Genomic DNA, 18,333 nt, shown 5'->3' with positions numbered 1-18,333 from the left:
GCGATGTTCAGCCGCTACTGCCGGACCGTGCTGTGCACGCCCGCCACCGCGCCGGAGCGCTTCGCCTCCTGCCACGGCTCGGGCGCGGACATCTGCCTGGTCGACCTGGAGGACGCCGTCGCGCCGTCGCGCAAGGAGGAGGCCCGGCGGTCCGCCGTGCGGTTCTTCACCGCCGCCAGGGGCCTGCCGGTGCGCTGCGCGGTGCGGATCAACCCGGTCGTGGAACCGGACGGGGTGCGGGACCTGCTGGCGCTGCGGGACTTCCCGGTGCCGCCGGAGGTCGTGCTCGTGCCCAAGGTCGAGTCCCCGAGGGACCTGGAGATCGTCGCCGGGGTGCTCGGCGGCCCGACCGCGCTGTTCGCGGTGATCGAGACCCCGCTGGGCGTGCAGCGGCTGCCGGAGATCGCCGCTGCCGGGCACGGCCTGTGCGCGCTGATCTTCGGGTCCGCCGACTACGCCGCCGCGCTCGGCATCGGCCCGGCCTGGGACCCCCTGGCGCACGCCCGGTCGGTGCTGGTGAACAGCGCGCGGGCGCACGACCTGCACGCCATCGACTCACCCACCTTCGACCTGGCCGACCGGGCGCTGCTGCGCCGGGAATCGCTGCTGGCCAAGCAGCTCGGGTTCAGCGGCAAGATCGCGCTGCACCCCGAGCAGCTGCCGGTCATCACCGAGGCGTTCACCCCGACGGCCGCCGAGCTGGCGCACGCCACGCGCGTGGTGGAGGCCGCGCTGCGCAGCGGCGACGGCGTCACCACGGTCGACGGCGGCATGGTCGGCAAACCGTTCTTCGAGGCGGCGCAGCGCCTCCTCGCCGAGTTCGGACCCCTCACCCACACCGGGAGCGTGACGCGCACACCATGACGGAGACGACCGCCGGCGCCGAGGCGCCCGATCCCCGGCGGAGCCGGGACGTGCGGGGAGCCCGCCGCTTCCGCAACAGCAGCGCCCTGGTGCGCAACTCCGACCCCGTCTGGCAGGCCGCCGCCGACCACGGGCTGATCGACATCCAGGTCGAGCACGAGTCGAACAACCGGCTGGTGGTGCCGGGCACCGGCCACGCGTTCGCGAACATGGTGTCCTGCTCGTACCTGGGGCTCAACCGGCACCCCGGGGTGCTGGAGGGCGCGATCGACGCGCTGCGCGAGACCGGGACCATCGAGCTGATGACCTCCACCACCCGCATCCGCCCGACGATCCAGGGCAGGCTGGAGGAGGAGCTGCGCGACCTGTTCGGCGCGGAGGTCCTGCTGGCCACCACGTGCACCGCGGCCACCGCGGGCATCCTGCCGCTGGTGGCGTCCGGGCACCTGGCGCCGGGCGGGCCGAGGGTGATGGTCTTCGACCGGTTCGCGCACTTCTCCATGTCCTACGTCAAGGCGATCTGCGCCGAGGAGAGCCTGGTCCTGACCTGCGACCACAACGACCTCGACTTCCTCGCCGACGCCTGCCGCAGGTACCCGAGCGTCGCCTACGTCGGCGACGGCGCGTACTCCATGGGCGGCGCCGCCGCGCTCGACGGGCTGCTGGAGCTCCAGGACCGGTACGGGCTGTACCTGTTCATCGACGACTCGCACTCCGTGTCGATCGTGGGCGAGCGCGGCGAGGGGTACGTGCGCTCCCGCACCGAGGTCGGCGAGCTGACCACGATCGTGTCCAGCCTGGGCAAGGGCTTCGGCAGCGGCGGCGGGGTCGCGCTGCTCGACAGCAGGCGCAAGGCGGAGTTCCTGTCCCGCCACGGCGGCCCGCTGGGCTGGTCGCAGGACGTGTCGGTGCCGACGATCGGGGCCGCGCTCGGCAGCGCCGCGGTGCACCGCTCGCCGGAGCTGGGCGAGCTCCAGGCCGCGCTGCGCGCCAACCTCGACCTGTTCGACCGCCTGCTGCCCACGCCGCTGGCGGGCAACGGCCTGCCGGTGCGCCGGATCGACGTCGGCGACGCGGACCGGGCCGTGGAGCTGTCGGCGGAGCTGTACCGGCGGGGCTACTACAGCTCCGCGGTCTTCTTCCCGATCGTGCCCCGGGGCGAGGCGGGACTGCGGGTGATGGTCCGCGCGGACCTGCCCGCCGAGGAGATCACCGCGTTCGCCGGGCACGTCGGGGACCTGCTCGCGACCCCGGCCACCGCCCGATGAGCGGGGGACCGCCGGTGCCGCCGGAGCACCCCGTGGGCTTCCGGCAGGTGGGGGAGAACCGGTTCCGCGAGGTCGTCGGGTTCTGCTACGAGGACCTCCAGGTCGGGGTGGTGATCGAGCACCGGCCCGGCCGCACCATCACCGAGATGGACAACGTGCTCATGTCCGTGCTCAGCATGAACGACTCCCCGCTGCACATCGACGCCGCGTTCAGCGAGCAGGGCGAGTGGGGCAGGCCGCTGGTGTCGAGCCTGGTGACGCTGAGCATCGTCGGCGGCATGACCGCGCGCAGCACCAGCGGCAAGGCGATCGCGAACCTGGGCTGGGACCGGATTCGGCTCACCGCGCCGGTGTTCGTCGGCGACACCCTCTACGCGGAGAGCGAGATCACCGACAAGCGGCTGTCGGAGAGCAGGCCGGGCCACGGCATCGCGCGGTGCCGGACGATCGGGCGCAAGTCGACCGGCGAGGTCGTGCTGACCTTCGAGCGCAGCTTCCTGGTGCCGACGCGCGAGGCGGACCCGCACCGCACCGCGGGGTACTGAGCGTGGCGGACCGGGGGCCGGCGGGGGTGGACGGGGGGCCGGCGGGGGTGGACGGGGGGCCGGCGGGGGTGGACGGGGGCGACCTGCACCGGTTCCGGGTGCTGGTCGGGGGTACCGCGGCCTCGTCGTTCGGCAGCTACCTGAACATGGTGGCGCTCAACCTGTTCGTCTACCAGGCGACCGGCAGCGCCGTGGCGACCGGCCTGTTCCTGGTGCTGCGGATGGCGACCGGGTTCGTCGCGGGCCTGGTGGGCGGTGCGGTGGCGGCCCGGCTGCCGCGCCGCCCGGTGATGATCGCCTGCGACCTGGTGCAGGCCGGGGTGCTGGTGGTGTTCGCGCTGTCCCCGGACGACGCGCGGGTGTCGCTGCTGCCGGTGGTGGCGGTGTCGATCGGGGCGCTGAGCACCACCAGCCAGCTGCTGCTGCGGGCGAGCGTGCCCGACCTGGTCGGCCCGGAGCACCGCCTGCGCGCCAACGGGCTGCTGGTCACCGGCCGCGCGGTGGCGATGGCGCTCGGGTTCGCCACCGGCGGTGTCCTGGTGACCTGGGTGGGCTACACCTCGGCGTTCCTGGTGAACGCGGGCACGTTCGGCCTGTCCGCGCTGGTGCTGGCCTCGGTCGCGCTGCGCTTCCCCGGCCGGGCGGCCACCCGGCCGGGGGCGGGACCGGGACCGGCGAAGCGGCGCGGGCTGGTGCTCGCGGCCCTGGCCGCCGCCCCCGCCGTGGCGGCCGTCGTGGCGATCCGCTCGGTGGACGCGTTCGGCTCGGCCTCGCACCAGGTGGGCATCCCGATCCACGCCACCCGGCTCCACCCGGCCGACCCGGCGGCGTTCGTCGGCAACTTCTGGGCGGCGTGGGCGGTCGGCCTGGTCGCCGCGCACCGGCTGGTGTCCCGGTTCCACCGGGGCGGTCGGCGGCACGACGAGTGGGCGTTCGTGATCGGCACCGCGGTGATGTCCGGGGCGTTCATCGCGGCGTTCAGCGGCATCGGGCAGCCGTGGGTGCTGCTGGTCGCCCTGGTGGCGGGGCTGGCCGACGGCGTCACCGAGATCACCTACACCACCCGCGTGCAGGCCGAGCCGGACCCGGCGCGCGGGTGGTTCTTCGGCCTGACCGCGATGGCCGAGAACGCCGGGTTGGGCCTGGGCCTGCTGGTCGCCTCGGGGCTGCTGGAGGTGTGGACGCCGTGGGGCGTCGCCGCGCTGATGCACGGCCTGGTGGTCGTGCTCGCCGCCGGGTACCTGGCCCTGACGGTCCGCCGCGCCGCGGACCCGCCTCACCCCGCCGACCTGCCCCATCCCGCCGACCTGCCCCATCCCGCCGGCCCGCACCGCGCGGAGGACCCGTCCCACCCCACCGACCTGCCCCACCTCGCCGACCCGCCCCGACCCGCGAACTGACGGGGGACCGCCGTGCCCGACACCTCGCCGATCGCCCTGGCCGGTCACCCGCTGGTGGCCGACGTCGCCGTGCTGGTCGCGACCACCACCGACGGCCGCACCGTCCGGGTCGCCCACGTCGTGCCACGACCGGGCGTGGCGCCCGACCGGGTGCGCCGCGTGGTGAGCGCCCTGGGCGCGCTCGACGGCGACCCCCGGCCGCTGCTGGTCTCCGCGCTCTCGTCGATCCCGCGCGACCGCGACGGCGAGCCCGACGAGGCGGCGCTGCGGCGGCTGCCGGTGCCCGAGTCGGTGACCACCCCGGTGCCCCTGCCACCACCCCCGACCGGGCGGCGGCACCTGGCCGAGTTCGTCGACTTGCCCCCGCAGTGGGTGGCGGGCCCTCCCCCCACCCTGGACGACGTCGTCGGCGCCGACCTCACCGGGCCGCCCTCGCTGACCGCCGGCGACGCCCCGGACCTCGCCGAGGACGACCCCGCCACGCTGGTCGAGGCGCTGCTCGCGGCGGCCCGGCGGCACCCGGACCGGGGCGTGCACGTCGTCGAGCGCGGCGCCGCCCGGGTGCTGACCTACCCCGAGCTGCTGGACCGGGCCCGGCGCACGCTCGCCGGGCTGCGCGCGGCCGGGCTGGCGGCGGGCGACGCGGCGGTGCTCCACACGCCCTCGCTGGCCGAGCACCTCACCGCGCTGTGGGCGTGCCTGCTCGGCGGCGTCCGCCCGGTCGCGGTGGCCCAGTCCGCGACCTACGCCGAGCGCACCGCGGTGCTGGACAAGCTGGAGCACGCCTGGCGCGACCTGGGCGAACCGGTGGTGCTCTCCGGCGGCGCCACCGTCGCCGGGCTGCGCGGGCACGCCGAGCGGTCCGGCCTGACCTCGATGCGGGTGCTCGACCTGGGCGCGTGCGCGGCCGCCGAACCGGTCGCGGAGGTGCGCCGGCCGGAGCCCGACGAGGTGGCGGTGCTCCAGCTGTCCTCGGGCAGCACGGGCAGGTCCAAGGTCATCCAGGTCACCCACCGCGGCCTGGTCCGCTACGCGCAGGCGGCGCGGCAGGTCAGCCGGATGGCCACCGGGGACGTGTTCGTCAACTGGCTGCCGCTCGACCACGTGGCCGGGGTCGTCATGTACCACTTCGGCCCGGTGGTGCTGGGCTGCGACAACGTGCACGTGCCCACCGCCGACGTGCTGGCCGACCCGCTGCGCTGGCTGGACCTGCTGCACGAGTACCGGGCGCAGCACAGCTGGTCGCCCAACTTCGGGTTCGGCCTGGTCGCCGACGCGCTCGCCACCGCCGACCCGGCGCGCACCTGGGACCTGACCCCGCTGCGCGCGCTGGTCAACGCGGGCGAGCAGTGCACGGAACCGGTGATGCGCCGGTTCGTGGCGGCGGCCGCCCGGTTCGGGGTGACCGCCGACACCGTGCTGCTGGCCTGGGGCATGGCCGAGACGTGCACGGCGATCACCTACCAGCCCTTCGGCCCGGACGCGGTGCAGCACGTGCGGCAGGCCGGGGGCGGCGGGCTGGAACTGCTCGCGGAGCCGGTCGCGGGCAGCTCGACGTTCCTGAGCATGGGCCGCCCCGCGCCCGGCTCGGAGTTCCGCGTCACCGGGTCCGACGGGACGACCGTGCTGCCGGAGCTGCGGATCGGCCGGTTGCAGGGGCGCTCGGAGCGCGTCACCCCCGGCTACCTCGACAACCCGGGGGCCAACGTCGAGGCGTTCCCCGACGGGGACTGGTTCGACACCGGGGACCTCGCGTTCGTGGCCGGCGGCCGGGTGACGATCACCGGGCGGGCCAAGGAGATCATCATCAACAACGGCGTCCACTACTACTGCCACGAGATCGAGGACGTGGTGGGGGCGCTGCCGGGGGTCGCGACGAGCTTCGTCGGCGCCTTCGGGGTGCCCGCGCCGGACGGCGGCGAGCGGCTGGCGGTGGTGTTCGTGCCCGCCGCCGGACTGACCGGCCGGGTGGTGGGCGAGGTCCGGCGGCGGCTGGCCGAGCGGTTCGGCCTGGTGTCGGTGCTGCTCGTGGCCGTGGACCGGGACGCCTTCGACAAGACCACCAGCGGCAAGGTCCAGCGCACGGCCATGCGCGGCAGGCTGCTGCGCGGCGAGCTGGACGACCGGGTGCGCGCGGTCGAGCTGGCGGAAGCGGCCCGCACCACCCTGCCCGACGCCCTGCACCGCCCGGTGTGGACGCCCCGTTCGTTCCCCGCCGGCCGCTCGCCCGGCCGGGTCCGCGTGGTCGGCGACCCGGCCCTGGTCGCCGCCGTGCCCGGCGCGCGGGCCCTGGACCCGGACCGCCTGAACCCGGACGACCTCGACGCGGACGTCCTGGTCCTGCCCGCCGGCCCCGACGAGGAGCGGGCGTCGACCCCCGTGCTGGACCTCGTCGCCCGGCTGGCCGGAGCGGGCTGGGCGGGCGAGCTGGTCACCGTCGGCCGGGCGGGCGGGTGCGCGGCGGCGCTGACCTCGTCGATCGCCGCCACCGCCGCCCTGGAACGGCCCGAGCTGCGCGCCTGGCACCTGGAGCTGCCCGGCCGGGACGACGACCCGGAACTGCTGGCGGAGGCGCTGACCTGGGTGCACCAGGAGCCGGTGATCGCCTGGCGCGACCGGCCGCTGGTCCGCGCGCTGGAGCCGGTCGAGCCCGTCCCGGACGCGTCCCCGGCGACCGGACCGGGCAGCTGCTGGCTGGTGACCGGCGGGCTGGGCGGCATCGGCCGGGTGGTACTGCCCGACCTGGGGCTGCGGCTGCTGGTCGTCGGCCGGGGACCGGCGGTCGACCTGGACGGGCTGGGTCCCGACGTGCGCTACGCGCGGGTCGACGTGGCGGACGCGGCCGGCCTGGAGGCGGCCGTCGTCGAGGCGGAGGCGGCGTGGGGCGAGCCGCTGGCCGGGGTGCTGCACCTGGCCGGGACCTACGAGTCCGCCCTGCTGGCCGACACCACGGCCGAGCGGTGGCGGGCGCGGACCCGGGCGGAGGTGGCCGGGTCGCTCGCGGTGGCCGAGGTGGTCCGGCGGCGGCCGGGCAGCGGGCTGATCGCGTTCTCCTCCCTGCTGGCCTGGTTCCCGGCGGTGGCCTCGGGCACCTACGCGGCGGGCAACCGGTACCTGGAGGCCGTCGCCGAGCACCTCGGCGCGGACCACCCGGTGCACACCCTGGTGTGGGGCCTGTGGCGGTCGACGGGCCTCAACGCGGAGCACGAGCACCGGGCGGCGGCCAACCGGGGCAGGCTGCTCGACTTCACCGCCGCCGACGGGAAAGCCCTGTTCACCGCCGCGCTGCACCAGCCGCCGGGCACGATCCTGCTCGGCGTCGACCGGGCCAACCCCGCCGCCCGGCGCATGTTGCCCGCCGAACCCCTGGAGGGCGCGGGGGCGCCGGGACGCGACGCGTTCGGCGTCGACCTGCCCGTGGTGCCGGCCGAGGAGGGGGTGGGGGAGTCGGGGAGGGCGGCCGCGCCCGCGCCCGGTCCGGTGCGCACCACCGAGCGCCCGACCGCCGGCGCGGCGGGCGTGCGCAGGCTGGTGCGCGACACCCTGCGCCGGGTCCTGCCGATCGGCACCGCCCCGGACACCCCGTTCCACGAGGCGGGCCTCGGCTCGCTCGGCCTGGTGCGGCTGCACGCCGCGCTCCAGCGGGCACTGCGCCGCGAGTTCCCGCTGACCGCGCTGTTCGCCCACCCCGACGAGGCCGCGCTGACCGCCCACCTGACCGAGCTGACCGGCACCCGCCCGACCGGTCCCCGCCGGGGCGTCGAGCGTGACCGGCGCGTCGCGATCATCGGCATGGCCGCCCGGTTCCCCGGCGCGCCGACCCTGGAGCGGTACTGGGAGAACCTGCTCGCCGGGGTCGTCAGCACCACCCGGTTCAGCCGGGACGAGCTGATCGCCGCGGGCCTGCCCGCGCCCCTGGTGGACGACCCGGCGTACGTGCCGGTCAGCGGCGCGCTCGACGACATCGCGGGCTTCGACGCCGAGCTGTTCGGCATCAGCCCGGCCGAGGCGGCGGTCACCGACCCGCAGCAGCGGCTGTTCCTCCAGGTCTGCCACCAGGCGCTGGAGCACGCCGGGTACGCCGGGGCGGCCGGCCGGACCGGGGTCTACGCGGGCTCCGGGATGACCCTGTACTCGCTGCGCACCTACCTGCGGGAGAACCTGGGCGGCGCCGACCCCGGCGACCAGCTGGCCGCGCTCCAGGTGGCGATCGGCAACGAGCCGGACTTCCTGGCCACCCGCGTGGCGTACCGGCTGGGCCTGACCGGGCCCGCGCTGACCGTGCGCTCCGCCTGCTCCACCTCGCTGGTCGCCGTGCACTCGGCGGTCACCGCGCTGCTGGCGGGCGACGCGGACATGGCGCTGGCCGGCGCGGCGGCGCTGCACGTGCCCCGGGCCGCCGGGTACCGGTACGAGCCGGGGTCGATCCTGTCGGGCACCGGCGCGTGCCGGGCGTTCGACGCGGCCGCGGACGGCACGGTCGGCGGCAACGGCGTCGCGGCCGTGCTGCTCAAGCCGCTGGGGGCGGCGCTGGCCGACGGCGACACCGTGCACGCGGTGATCCTCGGGTCGGCGGTCAACAACGACGGCGCGGCCAAGGTCGGCTACACCTCGCCCGGCGTCGCGGGGCAGGTGGCGGTGGTGCGCGACGCGCTCGCGGCGGCCGGGGTTGAGCCGGGGTCCGTCGGGTACGTCGAGGCGCACGGCACCGGGACCGCGCTGGGCGACCCGATCGAGGTGGAGGCGCTGCGCGCGGCGTTCGCCGGGCGGTCGGAACCGCTGCTGGTGGGGTCGGTCAAGCCCAACATCGGCCACCTCGACAGCGCGGCGGGCATGGCCGGGCTGCTCAAGGCGGTGCTCGCGCTGCGCGCCGGCACCGTGCCGCCGCAGGCGAACTTCGACACCCCCAACCCGGCGCTGCGCCTGGACGACGGCCTGATCGCGGTGCCCACCGCGCCGACGCCGTGGCCGCTGCCGGGGGTCCGCCGGGCCGGGGTGACCGCGCTGGGCGTGGGCGGGACAAACGCGCATGTCGTGCTGGAGCAGGCACCGGAGCCGGCCCGAGAAGGGGCTGCGGGAGGGGCTGTGGAAGGGGCTGCCGAAGAAGCCCCGCCGCCGCACCCGGACGCGCCGTGGGTGGTGCCGCTGTCGGCGCGGGGACCGGAGGCGTTGTCGCTGCTGGCCGAGGCCACCGCCGACGCGCTCGCCGGAGCCGACCCGGCGGACGTGCTGACCACGCTGGGCGCGGGGCGCGGGCGGCTGCCGCACCGGCTGGTCGCGTGGGGCCGGGACGCCGCCGGGACCGCCCGGGAGCTGCGGTCGGGCGGGTCGGCGCGCGGGGTCGCCGGGCGCCCCGGTCCGCTGGTGTTCGCCTTCGCCGGCCAGGGGGTGGATTGCGCGGGCGCGGGGACGTCGCTGCTGGCGCACCCCCGGTCGGCGGCCGTGCTCCGCGGGCTGCTCGACCGGCACCGCCGGGACTGGGGCGTCGACCTGCTGCCGCCGCTGCTGGGCGAGCCGCACGCGTGGACGACCGCGACCCTGCAACCGGCGCTGCTGGCCGTGCAGCTGGCCCAGGTGGCGCTGCTGGCCGAGCTGGGCGTGCGCCCGGAAGCCGTGGTCGGGCACAGCGCGGGGGAGTACGCGGCGCTGGCGGTCGCGGGCGCGTTGTCGCCGGAGGACGCCCTGCACCTGGCCGCCGTGCGCGGGGCGCTGGTGCAGTCGCTGCCCGAGGGCGCGCTGCTGGCGGTGTTCGACGAGGTCCAGGAGGACCCGGCCGGCCTGTCGGTGGCGGTGCGCAACGGACCCGGGCACACCGTGTTCGGCGGGTCGCCGGGCGCCGTGGCGGAGGCGGAGCGGTCGCTGACCGCGCGCGGGGTGCGGTGCCGGCGGTTGGCCGTCGACCGGGCCTTCCACACGCACGCGGTCGACCCGGTGCTGGACGCGCTGGGCCGGCAGGCGGCCGGGTTGGCGTGGCGGCCGCTGGCCCTGCCGGTGCACTCGGGGACCGGGGTGGTGCTCGCGGAGGGGACGGTGCCGGGCGCCGACCACGTCCGCGCGCACACCCGGCGCACGGCGGACTTCCGCGGCTCGGTCGACGGGCTGGTGGCGGACGGCCACACGACGTTCGTGGAGCTGGGCCCGTCCGGGGTGCTGTCGGCGCTGGGCGGGCAGTGGGCGGGCACGACCTGGCTGCCGCTGCGCCGCCGGGGCGCCGACACCGTCGTCCCCGGCCTGGCCGCCCTGTTCTGCAACGGCGTCGAGGTCGACTGGGCCGCGCTCGCCCCCGGCGGCAGGCGCGTGCCGCTGCCCACCTACCCGTTCCGGCCCACCCGGCACTGGGTCGACCCGGTGCCCGAGCCCGTGACCACGTCCGTCGACCAGGGGAGTACGCCCGCTGTGCCCGCTGTGCCCGCTGTGCCCGCTGTGCCCGCTGTGCCCGCTGTGCCCGCTGTGCCCGCTGTGCCCGTCGTGCCCGCCGTGCCCGTCGTGCAGAGCAGCGACCCGGACGGGGTGGTACTGACCCGGGTGCGCGAGCTGACCGCGCGCCACCTGGGCGACGACCCGGACCGGATCGCCCCGGACGTGCCGTTCTTCGACCTGGGCGCCGACTCGCTGTTGATGATCAACATGGTGCGGGAGCTGGAGGTCGCCTTCGGCGTGCGGGTGGCGATGCGGGAGCTGTTCGAGGAGGTCGACACCCCGGCCCGGCTGGCGGGGGTGATCACCGAGCGGATGTCGGCCGACCGGCGCGCCGAACTCGTGCCGACCCCCGCGCCGGTACCCACTGCATCGGCACTCCCCGCGTCGACACCCACCAGGCCGGCACCCACCGGGCCGGCACCCGCCGCGCCGGCACCTCCCCCGGAAGTCGCCCCGGCGGCCTCCGGAACGGCCCTGCTCACCGCGCCTGTCCCGCCCTCCGCCGCACCCGCCCCCACACCCCCGCCTCCGCCGACGCCCGACACCGGGCACGAAGCCGTGGTGCGGGAACAGCTCAACCTGATGGACCGGTTCACCCGGATCATGTCCGAGCAGCTGGCCCTGCTCTCGGGCAGCCCGGCCACCTCCGCACCACCCCCGCCGACCCCGCCACCCCCACCGCCCCCGGCGGAGGGCACCCAGCTCGGCCCGCGCCCGACGATCGCCAAGGGCTCCGGCATGACCGGTACGCGCCTGGACCCGGCCCAACGCGCGCACCTCGACGACCTCGTCACCCGCTACACCGCACGCACCAGGACCTCCAAGGAGATCGCCCAGCGCTTCCGCCGCCCGCTGGCCGACAGCCGGGCCGTGGTCGGGTTCCGGGGCGTCACCAAGGAGCTGCTGTACCCGCTGGCCGCGCGCCGCGCCGGGGGCGCCTACCTCGAAGACGTCGACGGCAACACCTACGTCGACATCACCATGGGCTTCGGCGTGCTGATGTTCGGCCACGACCCGGACTTCGTCACCGACGCCGTGGCCGCCCACCAGGCCGACGGCATGAGGCTGGGCCCGCGCGGTCCGGAGACCGGCGAGGCCGCCCAGCTGCTCGCCGAGCTGACCGGCCTGGACCGGGTGGCGTTCTCCACCTCCGGCACCGAGGCGAACTCGGCGGCGTTCCGGCTGGCGCGGGCCTACACCGGGCGCACCAGGATCGTCACCTTCGACGGCTCCTACCACGGGCACTTCGACCCGGTGCTCGGCCGACCCGTGCCCGCGGGCGGCGACGTGCCCCGGACGGTGCCGGTGTCGGCCGGGGTGCCGCTGTCGGCGGTGGCCGAGTCGGTGGTGCTGCCCTACGGCGACGAGGCGAGCCTCGACGTGATCCGCCGGCACGCCGGGGAGATCGCCGCCGTCGTGCTGGAGGCCGTGCCCAGCCGGTACCCGCTGAGGCAGCCGGTGGAGTTCGTGCGCGCGCTGCGGCGGCTGTGCGACGAGACCGGCATCGTGCTGGTGTTCGACGAGATGCTGACCGGTTTCCGCCCGCACCCGCAGGGCGCGCAGGGCGTCTTCGGGGTCAGGGCGGACCTGGCCACCTACGGCAAGCTGATCGGCGGCGGCTACCCGATCGGGGCCGTCGCGGGGCGCGCCGACATCATGGACTGGGTCGACGGCGGCTTCTGGCGGTACGGCGACGACAGCGTGCCCGAGGGCGAGACGACCTTCTTCGGCGGCACCTACATCCAGCACCCGCTGGCGATGGTCGCGGCCAAGGCGGTCCTGACCCACCTGCGCGACCGGGGTCCCGGCCTGCAACAGGCCGTCAACGCCCGCACCGAGCGGTTGGCCACCACGCTCAACGACTTCTTCGCCGCCGAGGGGTTCCCGGTGTCCGTGCACCGGTTCGGCTCGCTGTTCCGGTTCGCCCACCGGGGCAACCTGGAGCTGCTGTTCCACCACCTGGTGCTGGAGGGCGTGCACGTCTGGGAGTGGCGCAACTTCTTCCTCTCCACCGCGCACACCGACGCGGACGTGGACTTCGTCGTGGACGCGGTCCGCAACTCGCTGCACGACCTGCGCCGGGGCGGTTTCCTGCCGGGCGGGCCGGCCCCCGCGCCCGCACCGCGCCGCGCGCCGCCGCGCATCCCGCGCACCCCGGCCCGGACCGGTGCGGCCGAGGCGGAACCCGCCGGGGTCGGGAAGACCACCCCTGACTTCAGCCTGTACTTCTTCGGCGACTACCCGCACGACAGCCCGCACGACCGCGGCGGCGACAAGTACGCCGCGATCCTGGCCGCCGCCCGGTTCGCCGACCGCGGCGGCCTGCACGCGGTGTGGTTGCCGGAGCGGCACTTCGACTCCTTCGGCGGGGTGTTCCCCAACCCGTCCGTGCTCGCCGCCGCGATCGCCGCGCAGACCAGCCGGGTGCGGGTGCACTCGGGCAGCGTGGTGCTGCCGCTGCACGACCCGATCCGGGTCGCGGAGGAGTGGTCCGTCGTGGACAACCTCTCCGGCGGGCGGGTGTCGATCGGGGTGGCCAGCGGCTGGCACGCGCGGGACTTCGTGCTGGCGCCCGGGGTGTACGGCCGGCACCGGGAGGCCGTGTACGAGGGCGTGGAGGTGATCCGCGCGCTGTGGCGCGGCGACGCGGTCACCAGGACGGCCGGGAACGGCGAGGAGGTCGAGGTCAGGCTGTACCCGACCCCGGTGCAGCCGGAACCGGACTTCTACACCGCGATCGTCGGCAACCCCGAGAGCTACGAGCGGGCCGCGCGCGGCGGGTTCGGCGTCATCACCAACCTGATGGCGCAGGACGTGGCGCGGTTGGCGGACAACATCGCCCTCTACCGGCGCACCCGGGCCGAGGTCGGGCTCGACCCCGACGCGGGGCGGGTGGTGCTGCTGCTGCACACCTACCTCGGCGACGACACCGAGCGGGTGCGCGCGGAGGCGTTCGGGCCGTTCTGCGCGTACCTGCGCTCGTCGCTGTCGCTGTTCGGCCAGGTGACCAACAGCCTCGGCTTCTCCATCGACCTGGACCGCGCCAACCCCGAGGACCTGGACTACCTGCTGTCCCGCGCCTACGAGCGCTACTGCGCCGACCGGGCGCTGATCGGCACGCCGGACGACGCGGCGCCGATCGTGCGCGCGCTGGCCGGGCTGGGCGTGGACGAGGTGGCGTGCTTCGTGGACTTCGGCCTCCCTCCCGCGCGGATCACCGCCGGGCTGCCCTGGATCGACGCGCTGCGCGCGATGTTCGCCGACGCGCCGCCTGCCGCCGAACCGCCTGCCGCCGGCCCCGCCCCCGAACCGACCGCCGCCGAACCGACCGCCGAACCGCCCCCCGCCGAACCGACTATCGACGTGCGCGGCACCAGCCCGACCGAGCAGCAGATCTGGTACGTCGAGCAGACCCTGCCCGGCCGCCCCACCCACAACGAGTCGATCGTGGTGGCGCTGGAGGGCGAGCTGGACACCGGGGCGCTGCGCACGGCGCTGGCGGAGGTCACCGCCCGGCACGACGGCCTGCGGTCGACCTTCCACGACATCGGCGGCGAGCTGAAGCGGATCGTCACCGCCCCGACCGGGCCGGCGCTGCCGGTGCGCGAGGACCCGGGCGCGTCGGTGGCGGAGGCGGCGCGGCGGGTGGTGGCGCGGGAGACCACGACGCCGTTCGACCTGGCGCGCGGGCCGCTGTTCGAGCCCTACCTGGTCCGCCTCGCCCCCGACCGGCACCTGCTGGTGCTGCGGATGCACCACCTGGTCATCGACACCGTGTCGGCGACGGTCCTGACCGGGGAGGTCTCCGCCTGCTACCGGGCCGCCACCGGCGGCGTCGAGGCCGCCCTGCCCGCCCCGGACCCGCTGCCCGCGCCCCGCCCGCCGTCGGCGGGGTCGCTGTCCTACTGGACCGAACTGCTCGCGGGCGCCCCGCGCGAACTCGACCTGCCGCAGGACCACCCCCGACCGGGGGAGCCGTCCGGCCGGGGCGCGTCGGTCGGGTGCGAGCTGGACCCCGGTGTGACCGCGGCGCTGCGGGCGGTGGCGCGCCGGCACCGGGTGACGCCGTTCATGGCCCTGCTCGCCGGGTGGGCCGTCGCGCTGCGGGTGCTCGGCGGGCGGACCGACCTGGTCGTGGGCACGCCCTTCGCGCACCGGCCGGAGGGCGCGGAACGGGCGGTCGGGTTCTTCGTGCACACCCTGCCGCTGCGGATCGCGGTCGACGACGGGGCCTCGTTCGCCGAGCTGCTGAAGGAGGTGCGGGCCCGGGTGCTCGGCGCCCAGGAGCACCGGGGGGTGCCCCTCCCCGAGATCGTGCGGGCGCTCGGTGGCAACCCGGACCCGCTGCGCAACCCGCTGTTCGACACCGTGGTGGAGTACGACAACGAGGCCGTCTTCGAGCTGGACCTGCCCGGCGCGCGGTCGACCCTGGTGGACGTGGCGGTCGACCGGGCGCCGGTGGACCTGGTGCTGTTCCTGACCAACCTCGGCGACACCGTGCGCTGCCGGCTGAACCACGCCCTGGACCTGTTCGAGACCCCCACCGCCCGCCGCGTCCTCGACACCTACGGGCGGGTGCTCGCCGCGGCGGTGGCCGCCCCGGACCGGCCGCTGCGCGAGCTGGACGTGCTGACCCCCGGCGACGCCGCCCTGCTCGACGCCTGCTGCGACGGCGGTCCGCCGCCGCACGGCCCGGCCCTGCTGCACGAGGGGGTGCTCGCCCGGCCGGCCGACGACGTCGCGGCGGTGGTCGACGACGGGCGCGTGACCACCCGCGCGGAGCTGCGTGCCAGGTCCGCCGCCGTGGCCGGGGCCGTCGCCGCGCTGGGCGTGCCCGCCGGGACGCCGGTGGCGGTGCTGCTGCCGAGGGGCGCGGACGCGGTGGCGGCCGTGGTGGGCGCGCTCACCGCCGGGGTGCCCTACGTGCCGCTGGACCCGGAGCAGCCCCCGGCCCGGTTGGCGCACATGGTCCGCAAGGCCGGGGCGGCGGCGGTGCTCACCACCGCCGGCGCGGAGGCGCCCGGTGGGCTGCCGACGATCCCGGTCGACCGGCTGCCCGCGTGCCCCGGTGCCCCCGGCCACCCGGTGACGCCGGACGACGTGGCGTACGTGCTGTTCACCTCCGGCTCGACCGGGGAGCCCAAGGGCGTGCTGGTGGAGCACCGGTCGATCGCCAACACGATCGGCTGGTACAGCCGCGACCTGGGGCTGACGCCCGCCGACCGGCTGTCCTGGTTCTCCAGCCCCGGGTTCGACGCCTCCGCGATCGAGGTGTGGCCGGCGCTGGGGGCGGGCGCGCCGCTGCACGTCACCCCGCCCGGTCTGCGCCACGACCCGGCGCGGCTGCGCGACTGGCTGGTGGACACCGGCGTCACCGTCGCGTTCCTGCCCACCCCGGTGGGGGAGCTGCTGCTCGACCAGGACTGGCCGGCGGACGGCTCGGTGGCCCTGCGGCACCTGGTCGTCGGCGGGGACGTGCTGCGCCGCCGACCCCCGGTCGGGGCGCCGTTCCGGCTGTGGAACGTGTACGGCCCGACGGAGGCGGCCGTGGTGTCGACCTGGACCGAGGTCGCGCCTGCCGGGGTCGCGCCTGCCGGGGTCGTGCCTGCCGGGGACGGGCCGCCGACGATCGGGCGGCCGGTCCCGGGCACCTGGCTGCGGGTGGTCGACGGTGCCGGGCGGCGGGTGCCGGTGGGCGTGCCGGGGGAGTTGCTGCTCGGTGGGGTCCAGCTGGCCCGGGGGTACGCCGAGCCCACCCCGGAGCAGGCGGCGCGGTTCACCGGCGCCGGCGTGGACCGCGCCTACCGGACCGGTGACGTGGTGCGCGTGCGGGCCGACGGGGAGCTGGAGTTCCTGCGGCGCGCCGACCGGCAGGTGCAGCTGCACGGGTTCCGGGTGGAGCCGGGGGAGGTGGAGCACCAGATTTCCGCGCTGCCCGGGGTGCGGGAGGCGGCGGTGCGGGCCTGGACCGGGGCCGATGGCGTGGTGCGGCTGGCCGCGTACGTGGTTCTCGGGCTTGCGGTTCCCGCGCCGGGGGAGGCGGTCGCGGCGCTGCGCGCGGAGCTGGCCACCCGGCTGCCCGCGTACATGGTCCCGGCGACCTGGCACGTCCTCGACGCCCTGCCGCTGACCACCAACGGCAAGGTCGACCGGGCCGCGCTGCCCGAGCCGTCGCTCCTCGCACCCTCGCCGGCTACCTCCCCGCCGCCCGCCTCCCCGCCGCCCGCCTCCCCGCCCGCCTCCCCGTCGGCCGAACCCGCGCCGCCGGAGAGCGACGTCGAGCGCAGGCTGCGCGCGCTGTGGGCGACCGAGCTGGGCCGGGAGTCGGTGCCGCCGGAGGCCACGTTCTTCGAGCTGGGCGGGCACTCGCTGACCGCGATCCGCCTGGTGAACCGGATCTGCGCCGAACTGGGCGTGCGGCTGGACGTGCCGTCCTTCCTGCGCCGGCCGACCGTGCGCGGCCTGGCGGCGCTGCTGGCGCCGCAGGTGGGGCCGGCCGAACCCGGGGTCGAGGTCGGGGCTCCGGCGGGGTGGGGGCAGCGGCACGGGTTCCGGGTGACCGCGGCGAGCGACAACCCGGGCGTGCTGACGATCGCGCTGCGGTTCGCGCTGCACGGCCGGCTGGACGTCACCGCCCTCCGCCGCGCGCTGACCGCGCTGGTGGCCAGGCACCCGGCGCTGCGGACCCGGCTGCGCGAGGTCGACGGCCAGGTGCGCCAGGAAGTGCTGGTCGCGGCCGAGGTGCCGCTGCGCGTCGTGGCGGTCCCCGGGACCGGGGTGGACGCCGCGGTGCTCGCGGCCGCCGCCGAGGCGCCGGACCTCACCCGGACCGGCACGTTCCGCGCCACCCTGGTCACCGTGTCCGACCGGCACGCGGAACTGCTGCTGGCGGTGCACCACGCCTTCAGCGACGGCTGGTCGACCACGGTCCTCGTCCGGGACCTGGGCGAGCTGTACCGCGCGGACCTCGCCGGCCGGGCGCCCGACCTGCCCGGCCCGTCGGCCACCTACGTCGACTTCACCGAGTGGGAGGCGGCCCACCTGTCCGACCCGGCCACGCGCGCCGCCGTCGCGCGGTGGGCCGAGCACGTCACCTCGGTCGGGGCCCGACCGCTGCTGTTCCCCACCGACCGCCCGAGGGCCGGAACCCCGACCGGGAACGGCGAGGTCCGCACGACCACCCTCCCGCCGGCCCTGGCGGCCGGGGTCGACGCGCTGGCGGCCCGCCGGGGCACCACGGCGTTCGCGGTGCTGTCGGCGGCCTTCGCCGCGCTGGCCCACGAGGTGACCGGCATCCCCGCGCCGGCGTCGATGTGCGGGGCGGCCAACCGGCCGGAGGCCCGCTTCGAGGACGTCGTGGGGGTCTTCACGCACTCGTCCTGGGTGGTGGTCCCGGTGGCGGGCGTGCCGAGCTTCGACGCGCTGGTGTCGGCGGCGACCGAGGCGGTGTGGCAGCGGCTGGCGCTCCAGTCCGTTCCCGCGCCGGTGCTGGGCGAGGCCGCGGGCGGGGCGTTCGCGGGCACCCCGCCGAGGGTCATCTTCGGGTACTCCGGCGGCGCGCCGGCCCCGCGCCTGGAGCTGACCGGGGTGCTCCCGGCGGTCCCGGTGGACGTCGCCCTGCCGGTGGCCAGGGCCGAGCAGACCTGGGTGGTCGGGCCCAACCCGGCGGGAGGGCTCGACCTGGTGCTGGAGTACGCCACCGACCTGTTCGACGCCGACGCGGTGGCCGCCTGGGCGACGCGGTTCGTGGAGATCCTGAGCGCCGGGGTCGAGAATCCCGCCGGCAGGCCCTGGCGCTCGCCGTGACGGCCGCGGGCACGCCGGAACGCGCCGTAA

At 76.6% G+C, this 18,333-nt stretch carries 5 protein-coding genes; all 5 read left to right on the top strand.

All coding sequences use genetic code 11. The features are described from left to right. The first annotated feature begins 3 nt into the window (after positions 1 to 3). The 5 genes from ACFP3R_RS24285 to ACFP3R_RS24265 are packed head-to-tail and all read left to right on the top strand — an operon-like array spanning position 4 to position 18,303. On the top strand, positions 4 to 864 hold the full coding sequence (locus ACFP3R_RS24285; RefSeq protein WP_380638695.1) for an HpcH/HpaI aldolase/citrate lyase family protein: 861 nt from the start codon (positions 4 to 6) through the stop codon (positions 862 to 864). Further along, positions 861 to 2,132: an aminotransferase class I/II-fold pyridoxal phosphate-dependent enzyme gene (locus tag ACFP3R_RS24280; RefSeq protein ID WP_380638694.1), complete on the top strand. Its 1,272-nt coding sequence runs from the start codon at positions 861 to 863 to the stop codon at positions 2,130 to 2,132. Before ACFP3R_RS24285 ends, ACFP3R_RS24280 begins: the two co-directional genes overlap by 4 nt. Then, positions 2,129 to 2,677, top strand: a complete 549-nt coding sequence (locus ACFP3R_RS24275) for a MaoC family dehydratase (protein WP_380638693.1) — start codon at positions 2,129 to 2,131, stop codon at positions 2,675 to 2,677. Before ACFP3R_RS24280 ends, ACFP3R_RS24275 begins: the two co-directional genes overlap by 4 nt. Before the next feature lie 47 nt (positions 2,678 to 2,724). Then, positions 2,725 to 4,077 (top strand): MFS transporter, encoded by a 1,353-nt coding sequence (locus ACFP3R_RS24270; RefSeq protein WP_380638692.1) that lies wholly within the window; start codon positions 2,725 to 2,727, stop codon positions 4,075 to 4,077. A gap of 12 nt (positions 4,078 to 4,089) precedes the next feature. Further along, positions 4,090 to 18,303 carry a MupA/Atu3671 family FMN-dependent luciferase-like monooxygenase gene (locus tag ACFP3R_RS24265; RefSeq protein ID WP_380638691.1) on the top strand — a complete coding sequence of 4,738 codons (14,214 nt, stop codon included), beginning with the start codon at positions 4,090 to 4,092 and terminating at the stop codon, positions 18,301 to 18,303. The last annotated feature ends 30 nt before the right edge of the window (positions 18,304 to 18,333 follow it).

The organism is Saccharothrix lopnurensis (genome assembly GCF_042658445.1).
Lineage (GTDB): Bacteria > Actinomycetota > Actinomycetes > Mycobacteriales > Pseudonocardiaceae > Actinosynnema > Actinosynnema lopnurensis.
This window is presented reverse-complemented; position numbering and strand designations above follow the sequence as displayed.